Genomic DNA, 16,810 nt, shown 5'->3' with positions numbered 1-16,810 from the left:
GCTGCGCCCGGTGGGGGACGTCGATGTGGTGTCAGACCCGGATGACCTGGGGCCCGAGCAGTGAGTAGCGGTGGGCTTCGGCAGCCGGCAGCAGAGTGCTCGTCACGATCGTCTCCAGCGCGCCCACCTCGGCGAACCGGCAGAAGCTGACCGCTCCGAACTTGGTGTGCACGCCCGCGAAGACCACGCGCCGGGCGGCCCGGATCGCCTGGGTCTTGACCTCGCTGACGGCCGGGTCGGGGGTGGTGAGGCCGTGTTCGCGGGAGATGCCGTTGGCACCGATGAACGCCAGGTCGACGACGAAGCCGGCCAGCATCTTCGTCGTCCAGTGGTCGACCGTGGCGAGGGTGCCGCGCCGCACCCGGCCACCGAGCAGCAGCACGGAGACGTGCTCGGCCTCGGCGAGGGCGCCCGCGACGGGCAGGGACGCGGTGACCACGGTCAGCGGCCGGTCCCGGGGGAGTGCCTCGGCGATGAGCTGCGGGGTGTAGCCCTCGTCGACGAACACGGTCTCGGCGTCGCCGAGCAGCTCGGCCGCGGCGGCCGCGACCCTGCGCTTCTCGGGGACGTGGCTGGTGGCCCGGAAGGCGAGCGTCGTCTCGAAGCCGGCGCTCTCCACGGGGTAGGCGCCGCCGTGGGTGCGGCGGAGCAGGCCGTGGTCCTCCAGGACGCGCAGGTCCCTTCGTACGGTCTCCTTGGCCACGCCCAGTTCCGCGGCGAGGGCGGTGACGTCGACCGAGCCGTCGCGCCGCGCGGCCAGCACGATGTCGCGCCGGCGTTCTTCCGCGGTCCTGTTCACGGCCGTCACCCGCCTTCCTGCTGTGCTGCCCGTTCGGGCCCTCGGTGGGGCCTTGGGGGAAGTTCTACAGCGGGTGTTCCGCGGTGGCCAGGTCTGTTGGGGGCGTGATCCTGCCCGGATGTGCCCGTTCGGTCGTGCGGATGCGGGCAGTGCCGCAGGGCGGCCGTGGTCGTATGCGGCCGCGTCGTGGCTGGTCGCGCAGTTCCCCGCGCCCCTGGAGGCGTTGCCCCTCTGCTTGCGGGCCGTGCCCGAATGCCCGAGCGGGCGGGCCCGTTGTCTGCCCGCCCGCCCTGGTGACGACCGTGTCCGGTCAGTACGGCCAGATCGGCGGGTCCGTCACGAACTGGCCGCCCAGACAGGCGTGCGCCTCGTTGCCGTCCTGCAACTCGCCCTGCTCGGCGATGAGCTTCTCGGCGTACGGCTCGGAGTCGTCCTGCGGCTCGTAGCCGAGCGCCCGTGCGCTGGTGAGGTCCCACCACAGCCGGGTGTTGGCGGAGGAGCCGTGGACGACGGTGTGGCCGACGTGCTCGGCGGTCAGGGCCGCGTGGAAGAGGCGGGCGCCGTCGGCGGGGCTCATCCACACGGAGAGCATGCGCACGCTGGTCGGTTCGGGGAAACAGGAACCGATGCGCACCGAGACCGTCTCCAGGCCGTGCCGGTCCCAGTAGAGCTGCGCGAGGTCCTCGCCGAAGCACTTGGACAGGCCGTAGAAGGTGTCCGGGCGGCGCGGGGTGTCGACCGGGATCAGCGGGTCGTCGCCCCGGGGGCGCGGGGTGTAGCCGACGGCGTGGTTGGAGGAGGCGAAGACGATCCTGCCGACGCCCTCCTCGCGGGCGGCCTCGTACAGGTGGTAGGTGCCCTCGATGTTCGCCTTGAGGATCTTCTCGAAGGGCGCTTCCAGGGAGATGCCCGCGAGGTGGATGATCGCGTCGACGCCCCGGACCGCCTCGCGCACGGCGTCCCGGTCGGCCAGGTCGGCGGCGATCGCGTCGGGCTCGCCCTCGATCGGACGCAGGTCCAGCAGGCGCAGGTCGTAGCCGTAGGCCGGGAGCAGGTCCCGCATCAGGGTGCCGAGGCCGCCGGCGGCGCCGGTGAGCAGGACGGTGCGGGGAGCGGGCATCCTCGGGTCTCCTTGATCGCCAACCGTGCTGATCGCCAAGCGTGCACATGAGCGCACGGCATTCATATGCGTGGACACGCTAAGGATCCGGGGCGGAGCCCGTCAAGTATGTCGCGGAGGGGATGAATCCGCAGGTGCGTCGCGGGTGTGCGCGCTTGACCGGCGCCACGGCGGCACCTTAGCGTGGAGCTGTTCAGAAATATAGACGCCAATCATGAATATGGAACCGGGAGAGCTTGTGACGTCAGCCCCTCTCGCCGCTCGACTCGACATCCCCAGCGGGCCGCTGTTCTTCCCGGTCACCGCCTACGGACCCGACGGCTCCGTGGACCTCGACACCTACCGCACACACGTCCGCCGCGGGGTGGAGGCCGGAGCCGCCGCGGTGTTCGCCTGCTGCGGCACCGGCGAGTTCCACGCGCTGACGCCCGAGGAGTTCGAAGCCTGCGTACGGGCCGCCGCCGAGGCCGCCGACGGGCGCGTCCCGGTCGTCGCCGGCGCCGGGTACGGCACCGCGCTCGCCGTGCGCTACGCCCGCCTCGCCGAGGCCGCCGGGGCGGACGGGCTGCTCGCCATGCCGCCCTACCTCGTCGTCGCCGGCCAGGAGGGGCTGCTGCGGCACTACCGCGAAGTGGCCGCCGCCACCGCCCTGCCGGTCATCGTCTACCAGCGCGACAACGCCGCGTTCACCCCGGAGACGGTGGTCGCACTCGCCCGCACGGACGGGATCATCGGCCTGAAGGACGGGCTCGGCGACCTCGACCTCATGCAGCGCATCATCAGCGCCGTGCGCACCGAGGCCCCGGGCGACTTCCTCTACTTCAACGGCCTGCCGACCGCCGAGCAGACCCAGCTCGCCTACCGCGCCCTCGGCGTGACGCTCTACTCGTCCGCCGTGTTCTGCTTCGCGCCGGAGATCGCCCTCGCCTTCCACCAGGCCCTGCGGACCGGCGACGACGCCACCGTGGACAAGTTCCTGGACGGCTTCTACCGCCCGTTCGTCGAACTGCGCGCCCAGGGCCGCGGCTACGCGGTCGCCCTGGTCAAGGCCGGTGTACGGCTGCGCGGCCTCGATGTCGGCGAGGTGCGGCCCCCGCTGCACGAGCCGCCGGGGGATCATGTGAAGCGGCTCGCCGAAGTGATCGAGCGGGGCTACGCGCTGCTGCAGGAGGCCAAGTGAAGGCGTCGGCATTCGTCTACCCCTGGGACGTCAACGGCGACCCGGAGGCACCCGCGCGCATCGCCGCGCTGGGCGTGGCACAGGTGACGCTCGCCGCCGCCTACCACTCCACCCGCGCCCTCACGCCCCGCCACCCGCGCCACCGCATCGTCACCGCCGAGCACGCCGCGGTGCTGTACCCGGCGGACGACCGCTGGACCGGACGCGAGCTGTGCCCCTACGCGGCCGGCGACTGGGCCCCCGGGGACGCCTTCGGTGAGGCCGCGGGCGTGCTCACCGAGGCCGGTCTGGAGGTGCACACCTGGGTCGTCCTCGCGCACAACTCCCGCCTGGGCGCCGAACACCCGGACACCTCGGTCGTCAACGCCTACGGCGACCGCTACCCCTGGGCGCCGTGCATCGCGCAGCCCGCCACGCGCGCGTACCTGACCGACCTGGCGGCCGAGGCGGCCGTCCGGCCCGGGGCGCGCGGCACCGAGCTGGAGTCCCTCGGCTGGTACGGCCTGCAGCATCTGCACGCCCACGACAAGACCGGCGGCATCGGCCTCGGGGACGCCGGGCAGTACCTGATGGCGCTGTGCTTCTGCCCGTCCTGCCGGGAGGGGTACGGCCGGCACGGCCTCGACGCCGGCCAACTGGCGGCCGCCGTACGGACCGCGCTGGAGCCGGTGTGGCAGGGGGCGCCCTCCGACGGAGGCTGGGCGGACATCGAGAAGCTACTCGGCGAGACGCTCGCGCACACCACGCGCGCGTACCGCGACGACACCGCCCGCACGCTCCAGGAGCAGGCCGTCGCGGCGGTCCGGGCGGCCGCTCCCGACGGCTTCCAGGTGCTGCTGCACGCGGACCCGGTGTCGTACCACGTCGGCGCCAACCCCGGGGTCGACCCTGCGCACATCCTGTCCGTCGCGGACGGTGTGGTCGTGCCCTGCGCGGGTGGCACGGGCACGCTGACGCCGTTCGCACGGCAGGAGCGCGAGGGCGCCGTCATCGCGGCCAACTTCACCGTGGTCTCGGGGATGGGCGGCGGCCCGGGCACCCTCGCCGCCGACGCCGCCGAGGCACGGCGGCTCGGCGCCACCGAACTGCGGCTGTATCACGCCGGGCTGGCGTCCGACGACGACCTGGAGAGGGTCCGCTCCGCGCTCGCCGGGCTCTGAGGCGGCGGGTCGGCCGTCACCGGTGCGGGACGGCTTCGGCCCCGGCTGCCGGAGCTAGGGCCCGACTGGCGCGAGGAACTGCCCAGGGGGCTCGCCGACATGGCCGAGGCCTGGCGCGACCGGGCCGCGTGGACCGGTATGACCCGGGCCGGGGGCGTGGACCTGCCCGGCGAGGTCGCGGGCCTCGTCGCCACCGGCGAACTGGTGATCCACGGCTGGGAGCTGGCCCGCGCCACCGGTCAGCGCTACGACCCCGACCCGGCCGCGCTCCGGGTCTGCCACGACTTCCTCGCGGCGTCCGTCGACGACCTCGGCCGCGGCGCCATCTCCGGACCCGTCGTCCCCGTCGGGCCGGAGACATCCCTGCTGGCCCGGGCCGTGGGGCTCAGCGGGCGGGACCCGGAGTGGGCGCCCCAGCCGTAGAAAGCGATTGCTGTTTCTTCGCCGAAAGCATTGACGAAGCCCACGCGCCCTCCTACCGTCATCGCGTCGTACTTCGTACGTCATATATGAGACGCGATACGCGAGATCCGATACGCGATCCACCGAGACGCGAGATCCGAGAGGCGCGCATGACCTCTGTGCCCACGCCGATCCCCTCCCGCACGCAGTACGTGCTGGAGGGGATCAAACACCGCATCCTCACCGGGCAGTTGACACCGGGACAGGCGCTGGTCGAGACCGAGCTCGCCGCGCAGTTCGGGGTGTCGAAGACCCCGGTGCGCGAGGCGCTCAAGACCCTCGCCGGTACCGGGCTGGTCGTGATGAGCCAGTACAAGGGCGTCACCGTGCGCCTGGTGGACGCGGACATGGCGCGCGAGGTCTACGACGTACGGCTGCTGCTGGAGCCCGAGGCGCTGAAGCGGGCCGTGCAGCGCGGGGCCTCCCTGGACGCCGCCCGCGAGGCGCTGACCCGGGCCGACGCCGCCACCGACACCGCCGAACGCTCCCTCGCCAACCGGGAGTTCCACCGCGCCCTGTACCTGCCGTGCGGCAACCCGCTGCTCGGCCGGATGCTCGACGAGGTCCGCGACCAGGCCGCCCTGGTCTCCGCCGTGGCCTGGGCCGCCTCGCCCTCCTGGGAGCGGGAGGCCGGCGAGCACCGGGAGATCCTGCGGCTCGCGCTCGACGGCGACGCCGACGGCGCGGCGCGTGCCCTGCACGCCCACATCGCGTCCTTCGTGCAGCGCGCTTTCCCCGAGGCGGCACTGGAACAGGAAGGTCAGGAATGAGCAGCGTGGCGTTCGAGACCCAGCGGGCGGCCCTGGCCGACGTGGTGGCGATCCCGGTGACCCCGTTCGCCGAGGACGGCTCCGTCGCCGAGGACACCCACCGGGCCCTGCTGCGCCGCCTGCTGGACGGCGGCATCACGACCCTCACCCCGAACGGCAACACCGGCGAGTTCTACGCCCTGACCCCCGAAGAGCGCCGGCTCGTCACGGAGCTGACGATCGACGAAGCCGGGGAGCGGGCCGTCGTCCTGGTCGGAGTGGGACACGACGTCCCGACCGCCGTCGCCTCCGCCCGGCACGCCCGGGAGCTCGGCGCCGGGATGGTGATGGTCCACCAGCCCGTCCACCCCTATGTGTCGCAGGCCGGCTGGGTCGACTACCACCGCGCCGTCGCCGAGGCCGTGCCCGAGCTGGGTGTCGTGCCGTACATCCGCAACGCGCAGCTCACCGGCGCCCGCCTCGCCGAACTCGCCGACACCTGCCCCAACGTCATCGGCGTGAAGTACGCAGTCCCCGACGCGGCCAGGTTCGCCGCGTTCGCCCGGGACGCGGGTCTGGAACGGTTCGTGTGGGTCGCGGGGCTCGCCGAGCCGTACGCCCCCTCCTACTTCTCCGCCGGTGCCACCGGCTTCACCTCGGGGCTGGTGAACGTCGCCCCGGCGGTCTCCCTGAACATGATCGAGGCGCTGCGCTCCGGCGACTACCGGGCCGCCATGAAGGTCTGGGAGCAGATCCGCCGCTTCGAGGAGCTGCGCGCCGCGAACGGCTCCGCCGACAACGTCACCGTCGTCAAGGAGGCGCTCGCCTCCCTCGGCCTGTGCCGCCGCGAGGTCCGCCCGCCGAGCCGCACCCTCCGGGAGGAACAGCGCGCCGAGGTAGCCGCGATCGCCGCGGGGTGGTCGATATGACCGGCAGACTGCGCCCCGAGGAGCTCAGGAGTCACCAGTGGTACGGCGCCGAGGGCCAGCTGCGCACCTGGTCGCACAACGCCCGGATGCGCCAGCTCGGTTACGAGGCGGAGGAGTACCGGGGCCGCCCGGTGATCGCCGTCCTGAACACCTGGTCCGACATCAACCCCTGCCACGTCCATCTGCGCGAGCGCGCCGAGGCGGTCAAGCGGGGGGTGTGGCAGGCCGGCGGCTTCCCGCTGGAGTTCCCGGTCGCCACGCTCTCCGAGACGTACCAGAAGCCCACCCCGATGCTCTACCGCAACCTCCTCTCCATGGAGACGGAGGAGCTGCTGCGGTCGTACCCCGTCGACGCGGCGGTGCTGCTCGGCGGCTGCGACAAGTCGACGCCCGCGCTGCTCATGGGCGCGGCCTCGGCCGACGTACCCTCCCTCTTCGTGCCCGCGGGGCCGATGCTGCCGGGCCACTGGCGCGGCGAGACCCTCGGGTCCGGCACCGACATGTGGAAGTACTGGGCCGAGCACCGCGCCGGCAATCTGACCGACTGCGAACTGCGGGAGCTGCAGGGCGGGTTGGCGCGGTCGCCCGGTCACTGCATGACCATGGGGACCGCGTCGACGATGACCGCCGCGGCCGAGGCCCTCGGTATGACACTGCCGGGCGCCTCCTCCATCCCGGCCGTCGACTCCGGGCACGAGCGGATGGCCGCCGCCTCCGGGCGCCGTGCCGTGGAGCTCGCCTGGACCGGGCTCAAGCCGTCACGGATCCTCACCCGTGAGGCCTTCGAGGACGCCGTCACCACGGTGCTCGGGCTCGGCGGCTCCACCAACGCCGTCATCCACCTGATCGCGATGGCCGGGCGCTGCCAGGTCGAGCTCACCCTCGACGACTTCGACCGCATCGCGCGCACCGTGCCCGTGCTCGCCAACGTCCGGCCCGGCGGACAGACGTACCTCATGGAGGACTTCCACTTCGCCGGTGGTCTGCCCGCCTTCCTCTCGCGGATCACCGACCTGCTGCACCTGGACCGGCCCACCGTCAACGGCACCCTGGGGGAGCAGATCGAGAGCGCCGTCGTCCACGACGACGACGTCATCCGCACCCGCGAGAACCCGGTCGCCGCCGAGGGCGGCGTCGCCGTACTGCGCGGCAACCTCTGCCCGGACGGCGCGGTCATCAAGCACATCGCCGCCGAGCAGCACCTGCTCAAGCACACCGGCCCCGCCGTCGTCTTCGACGACTACAAGACCATGCAACGCACCATCAACGACCCGGAGTCGGGGATCACCGCGGACAGCGTCCTGGTGCTGCGCAACTCCGGACCCAAGGGTGGCCCGGGCATGCCCGAGTACGGCATGCTCCCCATCCCCGACCACCTGCTCAAGCAGGGCGTCCGGGACATGGTCCGCATCTCCGACGCCCGGATGAGCGGCACGAGCTACGGCGCGTGTGCCCTGCACATCGCGCCCGAGTCGTACGTCGGAGGCCCGCTGGCCCTGGTCCGCAGCGGTGACTCGATCACCCTGGATGTCGAGGCCCGCACCCTCCAACTCAACGTGAGAGAGGAGGAGTTGGAGGTCCGCCGCAAGGACTGGACGCCGCCGCCCACCCGCTACGAACGCGGCTACGGCGCCCTGTACAACGACCAGATCACCCAGGCCGACACCGGCTGCGACTTCGAGTTCCTGGCAAGGCCGGGCAAGGCCCCGGATCCCTACGCCGGTTGACCGGCCCCACTCAGGGGCGCGGGGAACGGCGCGACAGAGCACAACGAGTCCGCACGCGCCATACCGCCGCAAGAGGCACCATCGCCGCAAGAGGCACCCGTACCACGCTTCCAGGCGGACTCCCGCACATCGAGAAAGCGCTTCCCGTACGACCCGTACCCAGATCGGAGACCCTGTCATGGCCCAAGCCGCAGCCGTGGCGAAACCGCCCGCGCCACCCCGGCGGCGCCGGGCCTCCGCCACCCCGCGCAGGCTCCCGTACCTGCTGATCGCGCCGGCCGCCCTGCTGATGCTGGGGTTCATCGCCTACCCGGTCATCAGCGTCTTCTACTACAGCCTGCAGAACTACAACCCCACCAAGCCGTGGCGGAACGGCTACGCGGGCTTCGACAACTTCGTCCACGCCTTCACCGAGGACCCCGTCTTCTGGGACACGCTGGTCTTCAGCGCCAAGTGGGTCGTCGTCGAGGTCGGCCTCCAGCTGCTGTTCGGCCTCGCGCTCGCCCTCATCGTCAACCAGACCTTCGTGGGCCGGGGCCTGGGACGCGCCCTGGTGTTCTCCCCGTGGGCCGTCTCCGGCGTGCTGACCTCCGCGATCTGGGTGCTGCTCTACAACTCCCAGACGGGCATCACCCGTTACCTGGCCGACATGGGCATCGGCTCCTACGGGACGAGCTGGCTGTCGGACACCTCGACCGTGTTCCCGGCGGCGGTCGTGGCGGACCTGTGGCGCGGGGTGCCGTTCTTCGCGATCCTCATCCTCGCCGACCTCCAGTCCGTCTCGAAGGACCTGTACGAGGCCGCCGAGGTCGACGGCGCGAGCCGCGTCAAGCAGTTCTGGCACATCACGCTGCCGCACCTGAAGGACGCCATCATCCTGTCCACGCTGCTGCGCGCGGTCTGGGAGTTCAACAACGTCGACCTGCTCTACACCCTGACCGGCGGCGGCCCCGCGGGCGAGACGACCACCCTGCCGCTGTACATCGCCAACACATCCGTCGACGCCCACAACTTCGGCTACGCGTCGGCCCTGACCACGGTGGCGTTCGTGATCCTGCTCTTCTGCTCGATGGTCTACCTGCGCCTGAGCAAGTTCGGAGGCGAGAGCAAGTGAGCGTCAAGGAAGCCACCAAGACGGTGTCCGCCCCCGTGCCCGCCACCCCCGGACCGCCGCGCCCCGCCAAGGGCCGGCGGGCCTGGGACGAGGCACCCCGCTGGCAGATCTACCTGCCCCTGGGCATCTACCTGGTCTTCACCCTCATCCCCTTCTACTGGATCCTGCTCTTCTCGCTGCGCCCGGCCGGCTCGACCTCGCTCGTGCCCTGGCCTATGACCTTCGACCACTTCGAGAAGGTCTGGACGGACCGCAGCTTCGGCACCTACTTCACCAACAGCGTGCTCGTCGGCGTCGCCACCCTGCTCATGACGACGCTCGTCGCGCTGGCCGGCGGCTACGCCCTCGCCCGGTTCGACTTCAAGGTCAAGCGGGCGTTCATGCTGGCCCTGCTGTGCTCCCAGTTCGTCCCGGGCGCGCTGCTGCTGGTGCCGCTGTTCGAGATCTTCGCCGAGCTCCAGATGATCAACTCGCTCGGCAGTGTCATCCTCGCCGAGACGGTCTTCCAGCTGCCGCTGTCGATGATCCTGATCAGCAACTTCATCAAGAACGTGCCGTACTCCCTGGAGGAGGCGGCCTGGGTCGACGGCTGCAATCGCATGACGGCCTTTCGTATCGTGGTGCTGCCGTTGCTGCGGCCCGGTCTGATCGCCGTCGGCTCGTTCGCCTTCGTCCACTCCTGGAACCACTTCCTGTTCGCCCTGATGTTCCTGAACAACCAGGACAAGCAGACGATCCCCGTCGGCCTCAACTCCCTGATGAGCGCCGACAGCGTCGACCTGGGCGCGCTCGCCGCGGGCGGCATCATCGCGGCCGTCCCGGTCGTGATCGTGTTCGCCTTCATCCAGAAGTGGCTGATCACCGGGTTCAGCGCGGGGGCGGTGAAGGGATGAGACTCCGGCAGCCGACTGTCTCCTGCTCCCTGTCGGTCGTGCTCTGTGTGCCCGCGCACGCCGAGGCCCGGGACATCGGCCGCGACACCCTCCCGGCGAACGACGGCTGGGCGGCGGAGGGCGCCGGGACCACCGGAGGTGCCGCCGCAGACGACGCCCACGTCTTCACCGTGACCGACCGGGCCGGCCTCGTCCGCGCCCTCGACGGCGGCAGCGACACCCCGAAGAACAACATCTGGCTGACCGCGGCCACCCATGTGTGGGTGGACCACGTGACCCTGAGCGACAAGGGCCACCCCGACGCGAAGGAACCCACCCACATCGCCCGCAACTACCTGCGCCACTACGGCCCGCCGGACATCACGAACGGCTCCGACCTCGTCACCGTCTCCTGGAGCCGTTTCACCGGCCACGACAAGGCGATGCTCATCGGCAACGGCAACGGCGACACGGCCACCGGCGACCGCGGCGAGCTCCGCGTCACCCTGCACCACAACGCCTTCGAGTCCGTCGTCCAGCGCGCCCCACGCGTCCGCTTCGGCCAGGTCCACGTCCACAACAACCGCTACGACGTCACCGGCGACGACTACCGCTACTCCCTCGGCGTCCCCACCGAGTCGAGGAACCACGCCGAGAACAACGCCTTCCACGCACCCGGCCACGTGGAGGTCGCCGACCTGGTCAAGAGCCGGAACGGCAGCGCCCTGCACCAGAGCGGCACGCTTTTCGACGACTTCCCGGTCGACCTGCTCGCGATCCACAACGCCTACAACTCGGGCAGCGAGCGCGATCTGACGGCCGACGTCGGCTGGACGCCCGCCCTGCACGGTCCGATCGACAGCGCCCGCGCGGCCGACCGGGCGGTGGCCCGCGGCGCGGATGCGGGGAGGATCCCATGACCGCTCGCATGATCGACTCCATGAGCGAACCCCTGAGCGAAGCCTTGAGCCAACCTCTGAGCGAAGCCACGAGCGAACCCCTGCGCACGCCCCTGCCCGTCGTCCTCGCCGGGGCCCGCGGTCACGGCCGCTGGCACGTCGAGAACATCCGCCGCCTGCAGCACAAGGGCATCGTCCACCTCGTCGGGATCTGCGAGCTGACACCGCTGACCGAGGAGGAACTGGGCGACCTGGGCGCTCTGGAGCAGTCCGCCGACTTCGGCGCCCTGCTGGACGCCACCGGCGCCCGGGTCGCGGTGATCTGCACCCCGATCCCGACCCACACCGACCTCGCCCTCACGGCGGCCGAGCGGGGTGTGCACCTCCTCCTGGAGAAGCCGCCCGCCCCCTCCTACGCCGAGTTCCGCCGGATGGCCGACGGGGTCGCCGCGGCCGGAGTCGTCTGCCAGATCGGCTTCCAGTCACTGGGCTCGCACGCCCTGCCCGCCGTCCGCGAGCTGATCGAGCAGGGGGCGATCGGGAAGCTGGTCGGGCTCGGCGGCGCCGGTGCCTGGGTCCGCGACGAGGACTACTTCCGGCGGGCGCCCTGGGCGGGCAAGCGGCGGCTGAACGGCGTCGACGTGATCGACGGGGCCCTGACCAACCCCCTCGCCCACGCCGTCGCCACCGCCCTCGCCCTGGGCGGCAGCACCCGCGCCGAACACGTCACCGGCATCGAGACCGAGCTGCTGCGCGCCAACGCCATCGAGTCCGACGACACCTCCTGTGTCCGCGTCACCACCACGCAGGGCCACCCGGTGACCGTCGCCGCGACGCTGTGCGCCGAGGAGGCGGACGAGCCGTACGTCCTCGTCCACGGCGACAGCGGCCGGATCACCTTCTGGTACAAGCAGGACCGGGTGCTGCTGCAGCGCGCGGGGCACGGCCCGCAGGAGTCCGAGCACGGCCGCACCGACCTGCTGGAGAACCTCGTCGACCACCTCACCACCGGCGCGGACCTGCTGGTCCCGCCGGAGGAGACCGGCGCCTTCATGAAGGTCGTGGAGGCCATCCGCACCGCCCCCGACCCGGCGCCGCTGCCGGACACCGCCTGGCACCGGATCCCCGGCGAGAGGCGCCGGGTGGTGCCCGGCATCGACGGACTCGTCGCGGCCGCCGCCGACACCCTCTCCCTCTACTCCGAGCTCGGCGCCCCCTGGGCCCTGTCCGCGGAGCACCTGTCGAACGAGGTGAGCACCCGATGACCAGCAACGACACCACGGTCCTGCGCGTCGCGGGCCGGCCGGTCGGCCGGTACGTCACCCGGCCCGAACTGCCCGCCCGGCTCTCCCCGCGCCCCTACCTGCACCCCGTCACCACCCTGGCCGGCACGGCCGTGACCGAACTCGCCCCGGCCGACCACGCACACCACCTCGGCGTCGGTGTCGCCGTTCCCGACGTCGAGGGGTTCAACTTCTGGGGCGGGCGCACCTACGTCCGCGACCAGGGCCCGACCGAGCTCGGCAACCACGGCTCGCAGCGCCACATCGCCTTCCAGCTGCGCGACCCGGACGGCTTCGTGGAGGAGCTGCGCTGGGTGGCCTCGGGCGGCGAGCTGCTGCGCGAGCGCCGTACGGTCGCCGCCACCGAACTCACCGACCAGGCCTGGGCGCTGGACCTCACCTTCTCCCTCACCAACGTCACCAAGGGCCCCCTGTCGATCGGCAGCCCCGCGACCAACGGGCGCCCGGGCGCGGCCTACGGGGGCTTCTTCTGGCGGGCCCGCAAGGAGGCCTCGGCGCCGGAGGTCTTCACGGCCGGGGCCGACGGCGAGGACGAGGTCCACGGTCGGCCCGCCGACTGGCTCGCCCTGCGGGGCGGCACCTGGACGCTGGTCTTCGCCGGCGCGACCGAACGGACCCGCCGCGACCCGTGGTTCGTGCGCACCGGGGAGTACCCGGGCGTCGGATCCTCCCTGGCACACGAGGAGCGCCTGCCGCTGCCGCCGGGCGAGACGGTCGTGCGCCGGGTGGTGACCGTCGTCGCCGACGGCCGACTCGACCGGGACGCCACGGCCGCCCTCGTCCGCAAGGCGGTGAGCCCGTGACCTCCGAGATTTCGCGAGGCGGTGAGCCCGTGACCTCCGAGATTTCGCGAGGCGGTGAGCCCGTGACCTCCGAGACCTACCGCAATCCGATCCTCGACGCCGACTGGTCCGACCCCGACGTCGTCCGCGTCGGCGACGACTTCTACCTGACCGCCTCCAGCTTCGGCCGGGCCCCCGGACTGCCGCTGCTGCACTCCCGGGACCTGGTCAACTGGACCCTGGTCGGCCACGCCCTCGAACGCCTCGAACCGGCCGCCGAGTTCGGCAGACCCCGGCACGACTGCGGCGTCTGGGCCCCGTCCCTCAGGTATCACGACGAACGCTTCTGGATCTTCTGGGGCGACCCCGACCAGGGCGTCTTCCAGATCAACGCCCCGCAGATCAGGGGGCCCTGGACCCGGCCGCACCTGCTGAAGGCCGGCAAGGGCCTGATCGACCCCTGCCCCCTGTGGGACGAGGAGACCGGAGAGGCCTACCTGGTCCACGCCTGGGCCAAGTCCCGCTCCGGCGTCAAGAACCGCCTCACCGGCCACCGGATGCGCCCCGACGGCACCGGTCTCCTCGACGAGGGCAAGGTCATCGTCGACGGGGACCGCATACCCGGCTGGTTCACCCTCGAAGGCCCCAAGCTCTACCGCCACGGCGGCTGGTTCTGGATCTTCGCCCCGGCCGGCGGCGTGGAGACCGGCTGGCAGGGCGCCTTCCGCTCGCGCGGGTTCTTCGGGCCGTACGAGGAGAGGATCGTCCTGGAGCAGAAGGACACCGACGTCAACGGCCCCCATCAGGGCGGCTGGGTGCGCACCCCGTCCGGCGAGGACTGGTTCCTGCACTTCCAGCAGCGCGGCGCCTACGGCCGGGTCGTCCACCTCCAGCCCATGCGCTGGGGCCCTGGGGGCACCTCCCGCTCATGGGGGTCCCCCCGCTCGAGCGAAGCCGAGAGTGGGGGAGAAGCCGAGAGCGGGGGAGGCTGGCCGGTGCTCGGGGACGACGGCGCCCCCGTCACCGAACACCGGCGCCCCGCCCTGCCGCCGCAGCCGCCCGCCGCCCCCGCCACCGACGACGACTTCCCCGGCGGACGGTACGGCCGCCAGTGGCAGTGGACGGCCAACCCGGGCGACGGCTGGGCCACCCAGCACTGTGGGGACGGGCTGCGGCTCACCTGCGTCCGCTCGGCAGACGCCCACGACCTGCGCAAACTGCCTCACGTGCTGACCCAACGGCTGCCCGGCACACCCTGCGCCGCCGAGGTGGGGCTGCGCCTGGACAGCGCCGAGCCCGGGGCCCGCGCCGGGCTCGCGGTCCTCGGGGACGCGTTCGGCTGGATCGGTCTCCAGCGGGGCACGGACGGCACCGCCCGCCTCGTGCACCGGTTCGCCGAGGGCGGAGCGGAGAGGGAGCGCGACGCCGCTCGCCCCCGCGTCGCTCCCGAGGGCCGGGCCCGGCTGCGGATCGAGATCGGCGCGGGGGCACGGTGCCGCTTCTCCGCGGACGTCGGCGACGGCGACGGATTCCGTCCGTCCGGCCCCGTCTTCGCCGCCACCCCGTGGCGCTGGGTCGGCGCTCTGCTCGGCCTCTTCGCCCTCGCGCCCGCCGGTCAGGGGCACGCCGGTACGGCGGCCTTCACCCGGTTCCGGATCAGCGCCTCGTAACGCACCTTCGTCGTACGCCTGTGGGGAGCCGCAATGACGCACTTCCGTAGCAAGCGCTTGTCGAGACCGGGGCACGGCAGGACCACGGCCGCCGTGCTCGCCCTGGTCGCCGCGCTGGGCCTCGGCGCGATCGGGGACGCCCAGGCCGCTCCGGCACCGCGGTCCGGCCCGGCCGCGGACCGCTGGACCGACCGGCCGCACGGCTTCGCCTCACTCGCCGGCGGCACCACCGGCGGGGCGGGCGGCAAGGTCGTCACCGTCACCGACCAGGCCGCCCTGGCGAAGTACGCGGCGGCCGAGGAGCCGTACGTCATCCGCGTCAAGGGCGCCGTGGAGATGGAGCCCTTCGGCACGGAGATACCCGTCGCCTCCGACAAGACGATCATCGGCGTGAGCGACACGGCCGAGATCGTGCACGGCGGCTTCACCCTCGACCCCGGCACGCACAACGTCGTCATCCGCAACCTCACCATCCGCGACACCGCCATCGAGGGCAACTGGGACTGCAAGGACACCGACTACGACGGCATTCGCCTGGACACCGCCCACCACGTGTGGATCGACCACATTCGGTTCTCGCGGATCTGCGACGGGCAGCTCGACATCCGCAAGGACAGCGAGTACGTCACCGTCTCCTACAACCGGTTCACGGACAACAACAAGACCTTCGGCATCGGATGGACCCCGAACGTCAGGACGCAGATCACCGTCGACCACAACTGGTTCCGGGGCACCAAGCAGCGCAACCCGTCCGCCGACAACTGCGCCTACGCGCACCTCTACAACAACTACCTGTCCGCGCAGCTGTCCGACGGCGACCCGGTCTGGACGTACGGCAACTGGTCGCGCGGCCGGACGAAGATGGTCATCGAGAACAGTTTCTACGACGGTGTCCAGCACCCCTACCAGGCCGACGCGACGGCCGAGCTGGTGCAGCGCGGGTCGGTGCTGCGCAACACGACGGGCCGGCACGACGCCTGGGGCACGGCGTTCGACCCACGGGAGTTCTACGCCTACCGGCTCGACCCGGCCGCAGCGGTCCCCGCGCTGGTGAAGCGGTTCTCCGGGCCGCAGAAGCGCATCGGCGGCCCGGTCGAGCTGCACGTACCGGCCGACTACCCGACCGTGCAGGCCGCCGTGGACGCGGTGCCGGACGGCAACGACACCCCGCTGACGATCGCCGTCGCGCCGGGCGTCTACCGCGAGAAGGTGTTCATCCCCGCGAGCAAGCCGGACCTCGTGCTGCGCGGCACCGGACGGGACCGCTCCGACACCGTCATCGTCTTCGACACGCCCGCCGAGTACGGGGGTTCGACGGGCAGCGCCACCGTCCGGATCGCCGCGAACGACGTCACCGCGCGCAACCTCACCTTCAGCAACGACTTCGACGAGGCCGCGCACGAGCTGAAGGGCGAGCAGGCCCTGGCCATGAAGACGACCGGCGACCGGATCGTCTTCGAGGACACCGCGTTCCTGGGCAACCAGGACACCCTGATGACCGACAGCCCCGAACTGACCACCGTCAGCCGGGTCTACGTCCGCGACTCCTATATCGAGGGCGACGTCGACTTCGTCTACGGACGGGCCACGACGGTGATCGAGCGGTCGGTCATCCGGGCCCTGAGCCGCGGCTCGGACTCCAACAACGGTTACATCACCGCGGCTTCGACGTGGAAGGGCAACCCGTACGGGTTCCTGATCACCAGGTCGGAGATCGTCAGTGACGCCCCCGCCGGGACCTACCACCTGGGGCGGCCCTGGCACCCCGGCGGCGAGCCGGACGCGGTCGCCCAGGTGCTGATCCGCGACACCCGGCTGCCCGCCGCGATCAAGTCCTCGCCGTGGACCGACATGGGCGGGTTCTCGTGGAAGGACGCGCGGTTCACCGAGTACCGCACCCACGGCCCCGGCGCGTCGGTCACCCCGGACCGCCCGCAGATGAGCGACCGGGAGGCGCGCTCCCACACCGTCACCGCCTATCTGGCGGGCGCCGACGGCTGGGCGCCGCACACCCGTCGCTGACCACCCCCACACCCTCAAGTT

14 protein-coding genes and 1 pseudogene are annotated in these 16,810 nt (G+C 71.9%); 13 read left to right on the top strand and 2 right to left on the bottom strand.

What is annotated here, in order from left to right:
• Nucleotides 1–31: 31 nt before the first annotated feature.
• Entirely contained in the window at nucleotides 32–799 is a 768-nt protein-coding gene (locus HDC93_RS11650; protein ID WP_185009876.1) for a DeoR/GlpR family DNA-binding transcription regulator, read from the bottom strand.
• 310 nt (nucleotides 800–1,109) lie between these two features.
• A complete protein-coding gene (locus tag HDC93_RS11645) occupies nucleotides 1,110–1,919 on the bottom strand; it encodes an NAD(P)-dependent oxidoreductase (RefSeq protein ID WP_185009874.1) in 810 nt (269 codons plus the stop codon).
• Between the two features lie 220 nt (nucleotides 1,920–2,139).
• On the opposite strand from HDC93_RS11645, the gene HDC93_RS11640 reads away from it, so the two are divergent.
• The 13 genes and pseudogenes from HDC93_RS11640 (at nucleotide 2,140) to HDC93_RS11580 (ending at nucleotide 16,789) form a co-directional block, all read left to right on the top strand.
• Nucleotides 2,140–3,099: a 5-dehydro-4-deoxyglucarate dehydratase gene (locus tag HDC93_RS11640; RefSeq protein ID WP_185010384.1), complete on the top strand. Its 960-nt coding sequence runs from the start codon at nucleotides 2,140–2,142 to the stop codon at nucleotides 3,097–3,099.
• Nucleotides 3,096–4,259, top strand: a complete 1,164-nt coding sequence (locus HDC93_RS11635; protein ID WP_185009872.1) for a hypothetical protein — start codon at nucleotides 3,096–3,098, stop codon at nucleotides 4,257–4,259. The genes HDC93_RS11640 and HDC93_RS11635 overlap by 4 nt, the downstream gene beginning before the upstream one ends.
• Before the next feature lie 45 nt (nucleotides 4,260–4,304).
• Nucleotides 4,305–4,682: pseudogene (locus tag HDC93_RS11630) on the top strand (TIGR03086 family metal-binding protein); the annotation flags it as partial.
• A gap of 149 nt (nucleotides 4,683–4,831) precedes the next feature.
• A complete protein-coding gene (locus HDC93_RS11625; protein WP_185009870.1) occupies nucleotides 4,832–5,491 on the top strand; it encodes a GntR family transcriptional regulator in 660 nt (219 codons plus the stop codon).
• On the top strand, nucleotides 5,488–6,399 hold the full coding sequence (locus tag HDC93_RS11620; RefSeq protein WP_185009868.1) for a dihydrodipicolinate synthase family protein: 912 nt from the start codon (nucleotides 5,488–5,490) through the stop codon (nucleotides 6,397–6,399). The genes HDC93_RS11625 and HDC93_RS11620 overlap by 4 nt, the downstream gene beginning before the upstream one ends.
• Entirely contained in the window at nucleotides 6,396–8,126 is a 1,731-nt protein-coding gene (araD, locus tag HDC93_RS11615) for an L-arabinonate dehydratase (protein WP_185009866.1), read from the top strand. The genes HDC93_RS11620 and araD overlap by 4 nt, the downstream gene beginning before the upstream one ends.
• Before the next feature lie 178 nt (nucleotides 8,127–8,304).
• A complete protein-coding gene (locus HDC93_RS11610) occupies nucleotides 8,305–9,240 on the top strand; it encodes a carbohydrate ABC transporter permease (RefSeq protein WP_185009864.1) in 936 nt (311 codons plus the stop codon).
• Nucleotides 9,237–10,133 (top strand): carbohydrate ABC transporter permease, encoded by an 897-nt coding sequence (locus HDC93_RS11605; RefSeq protein WP_185009862.1) that lies wholly within the window; start codon nucleotides 9,237–9,239, stop codon nucleotides 10,131–10,133. The genes HDC93_RS11610 and HDC93_RS11605 overlap by 4 nt, the downstream gene beginning before the upstream one ends.
• Nucleotides 10,130–11,032 carry a hypothetical protein gene (locus HDC93_RS11600; protein WP_185009860.1) on the top strand — a complete coding sequence of 301 codons (903 nt, stop codon included), beginning with the start codon at nucleotides 10,130–10,132 and terminating at the stop codon, nucleotides 11,030–11,032. Before HDC93_RS11605 ends, HDC93_RS11600 begins: the two co-directional genes overlap by 4 nt.
• Nucleotides 11,029–12,276, top strand: coding sequence for a Gfo/Idh/MocA family protein (locus tag HDC93_RS11595; RefSeq protein WP_260419530.1), 1,248 nt, complete (start codon nucleotides 11,029–11,031; stop codon nucleotides 12,274–12,276). The genes HDC93_RS11600 and HDC93_RS11595 overlap by 4 nt, the downstream gene beginning before the upstream one ends.
• Entirely contained in the window at nucleotides 12,273–13,118 is an 846-nt protein-coding gene (locus HDC93_RS11590) for a PmoA family protein (protein WP_185009858.1), read from the top strand. Before HDC93_RS11595 ends, HDC93_RS11590 begins: the two co-directional genes overlap by 4 nt.
• Nucleotides 13,119–13,180: 62 nt before the next feature.
• Nucleotides 13,181–14,767 carry a glycoside hydrolase 43 family protein gene (locus HDC93_RS11585; RefSeq protein ID WP_185009856.1) on the top strand — a complete coding sequence of 529 codons (1,587 nt, stop codon included), beginning with the start codon at nucleotides 13,181–13,183 and terminating at the stop codon, nucleotides 14,765–14,767.
• A gap of 33 nt (nucleotides 14,768–14,800) precedes the next feature.
• Complete coding sequence (locus tag HDC93_RS11580; protein WP_185009854.1) at nucleotides 14,801–16,789, top strand: pectinesterase family protein; 1,989 nt, start codon at nucleotides 14,801–14,803, stop codon at nucleotides 16,787–16,789.
• Nucleotides 16,790–16,810 lie beyond the last annotated feature (21 nt).

Origin of the sequence: Streptomyces sp. AK010 (assembly GCF_014207295.1) — a bacterium.
GTDB lineage: Bacteria > Actinomycetota > Actinomycetes > Streptomycetales > Streptomycetaceae > Streptomyces > Streptomyces massasporeus.
Note: the sequence above shows the minus strand (reverse complement) of the source record. Positions and strands in the feature narration are given on the sequence as shown.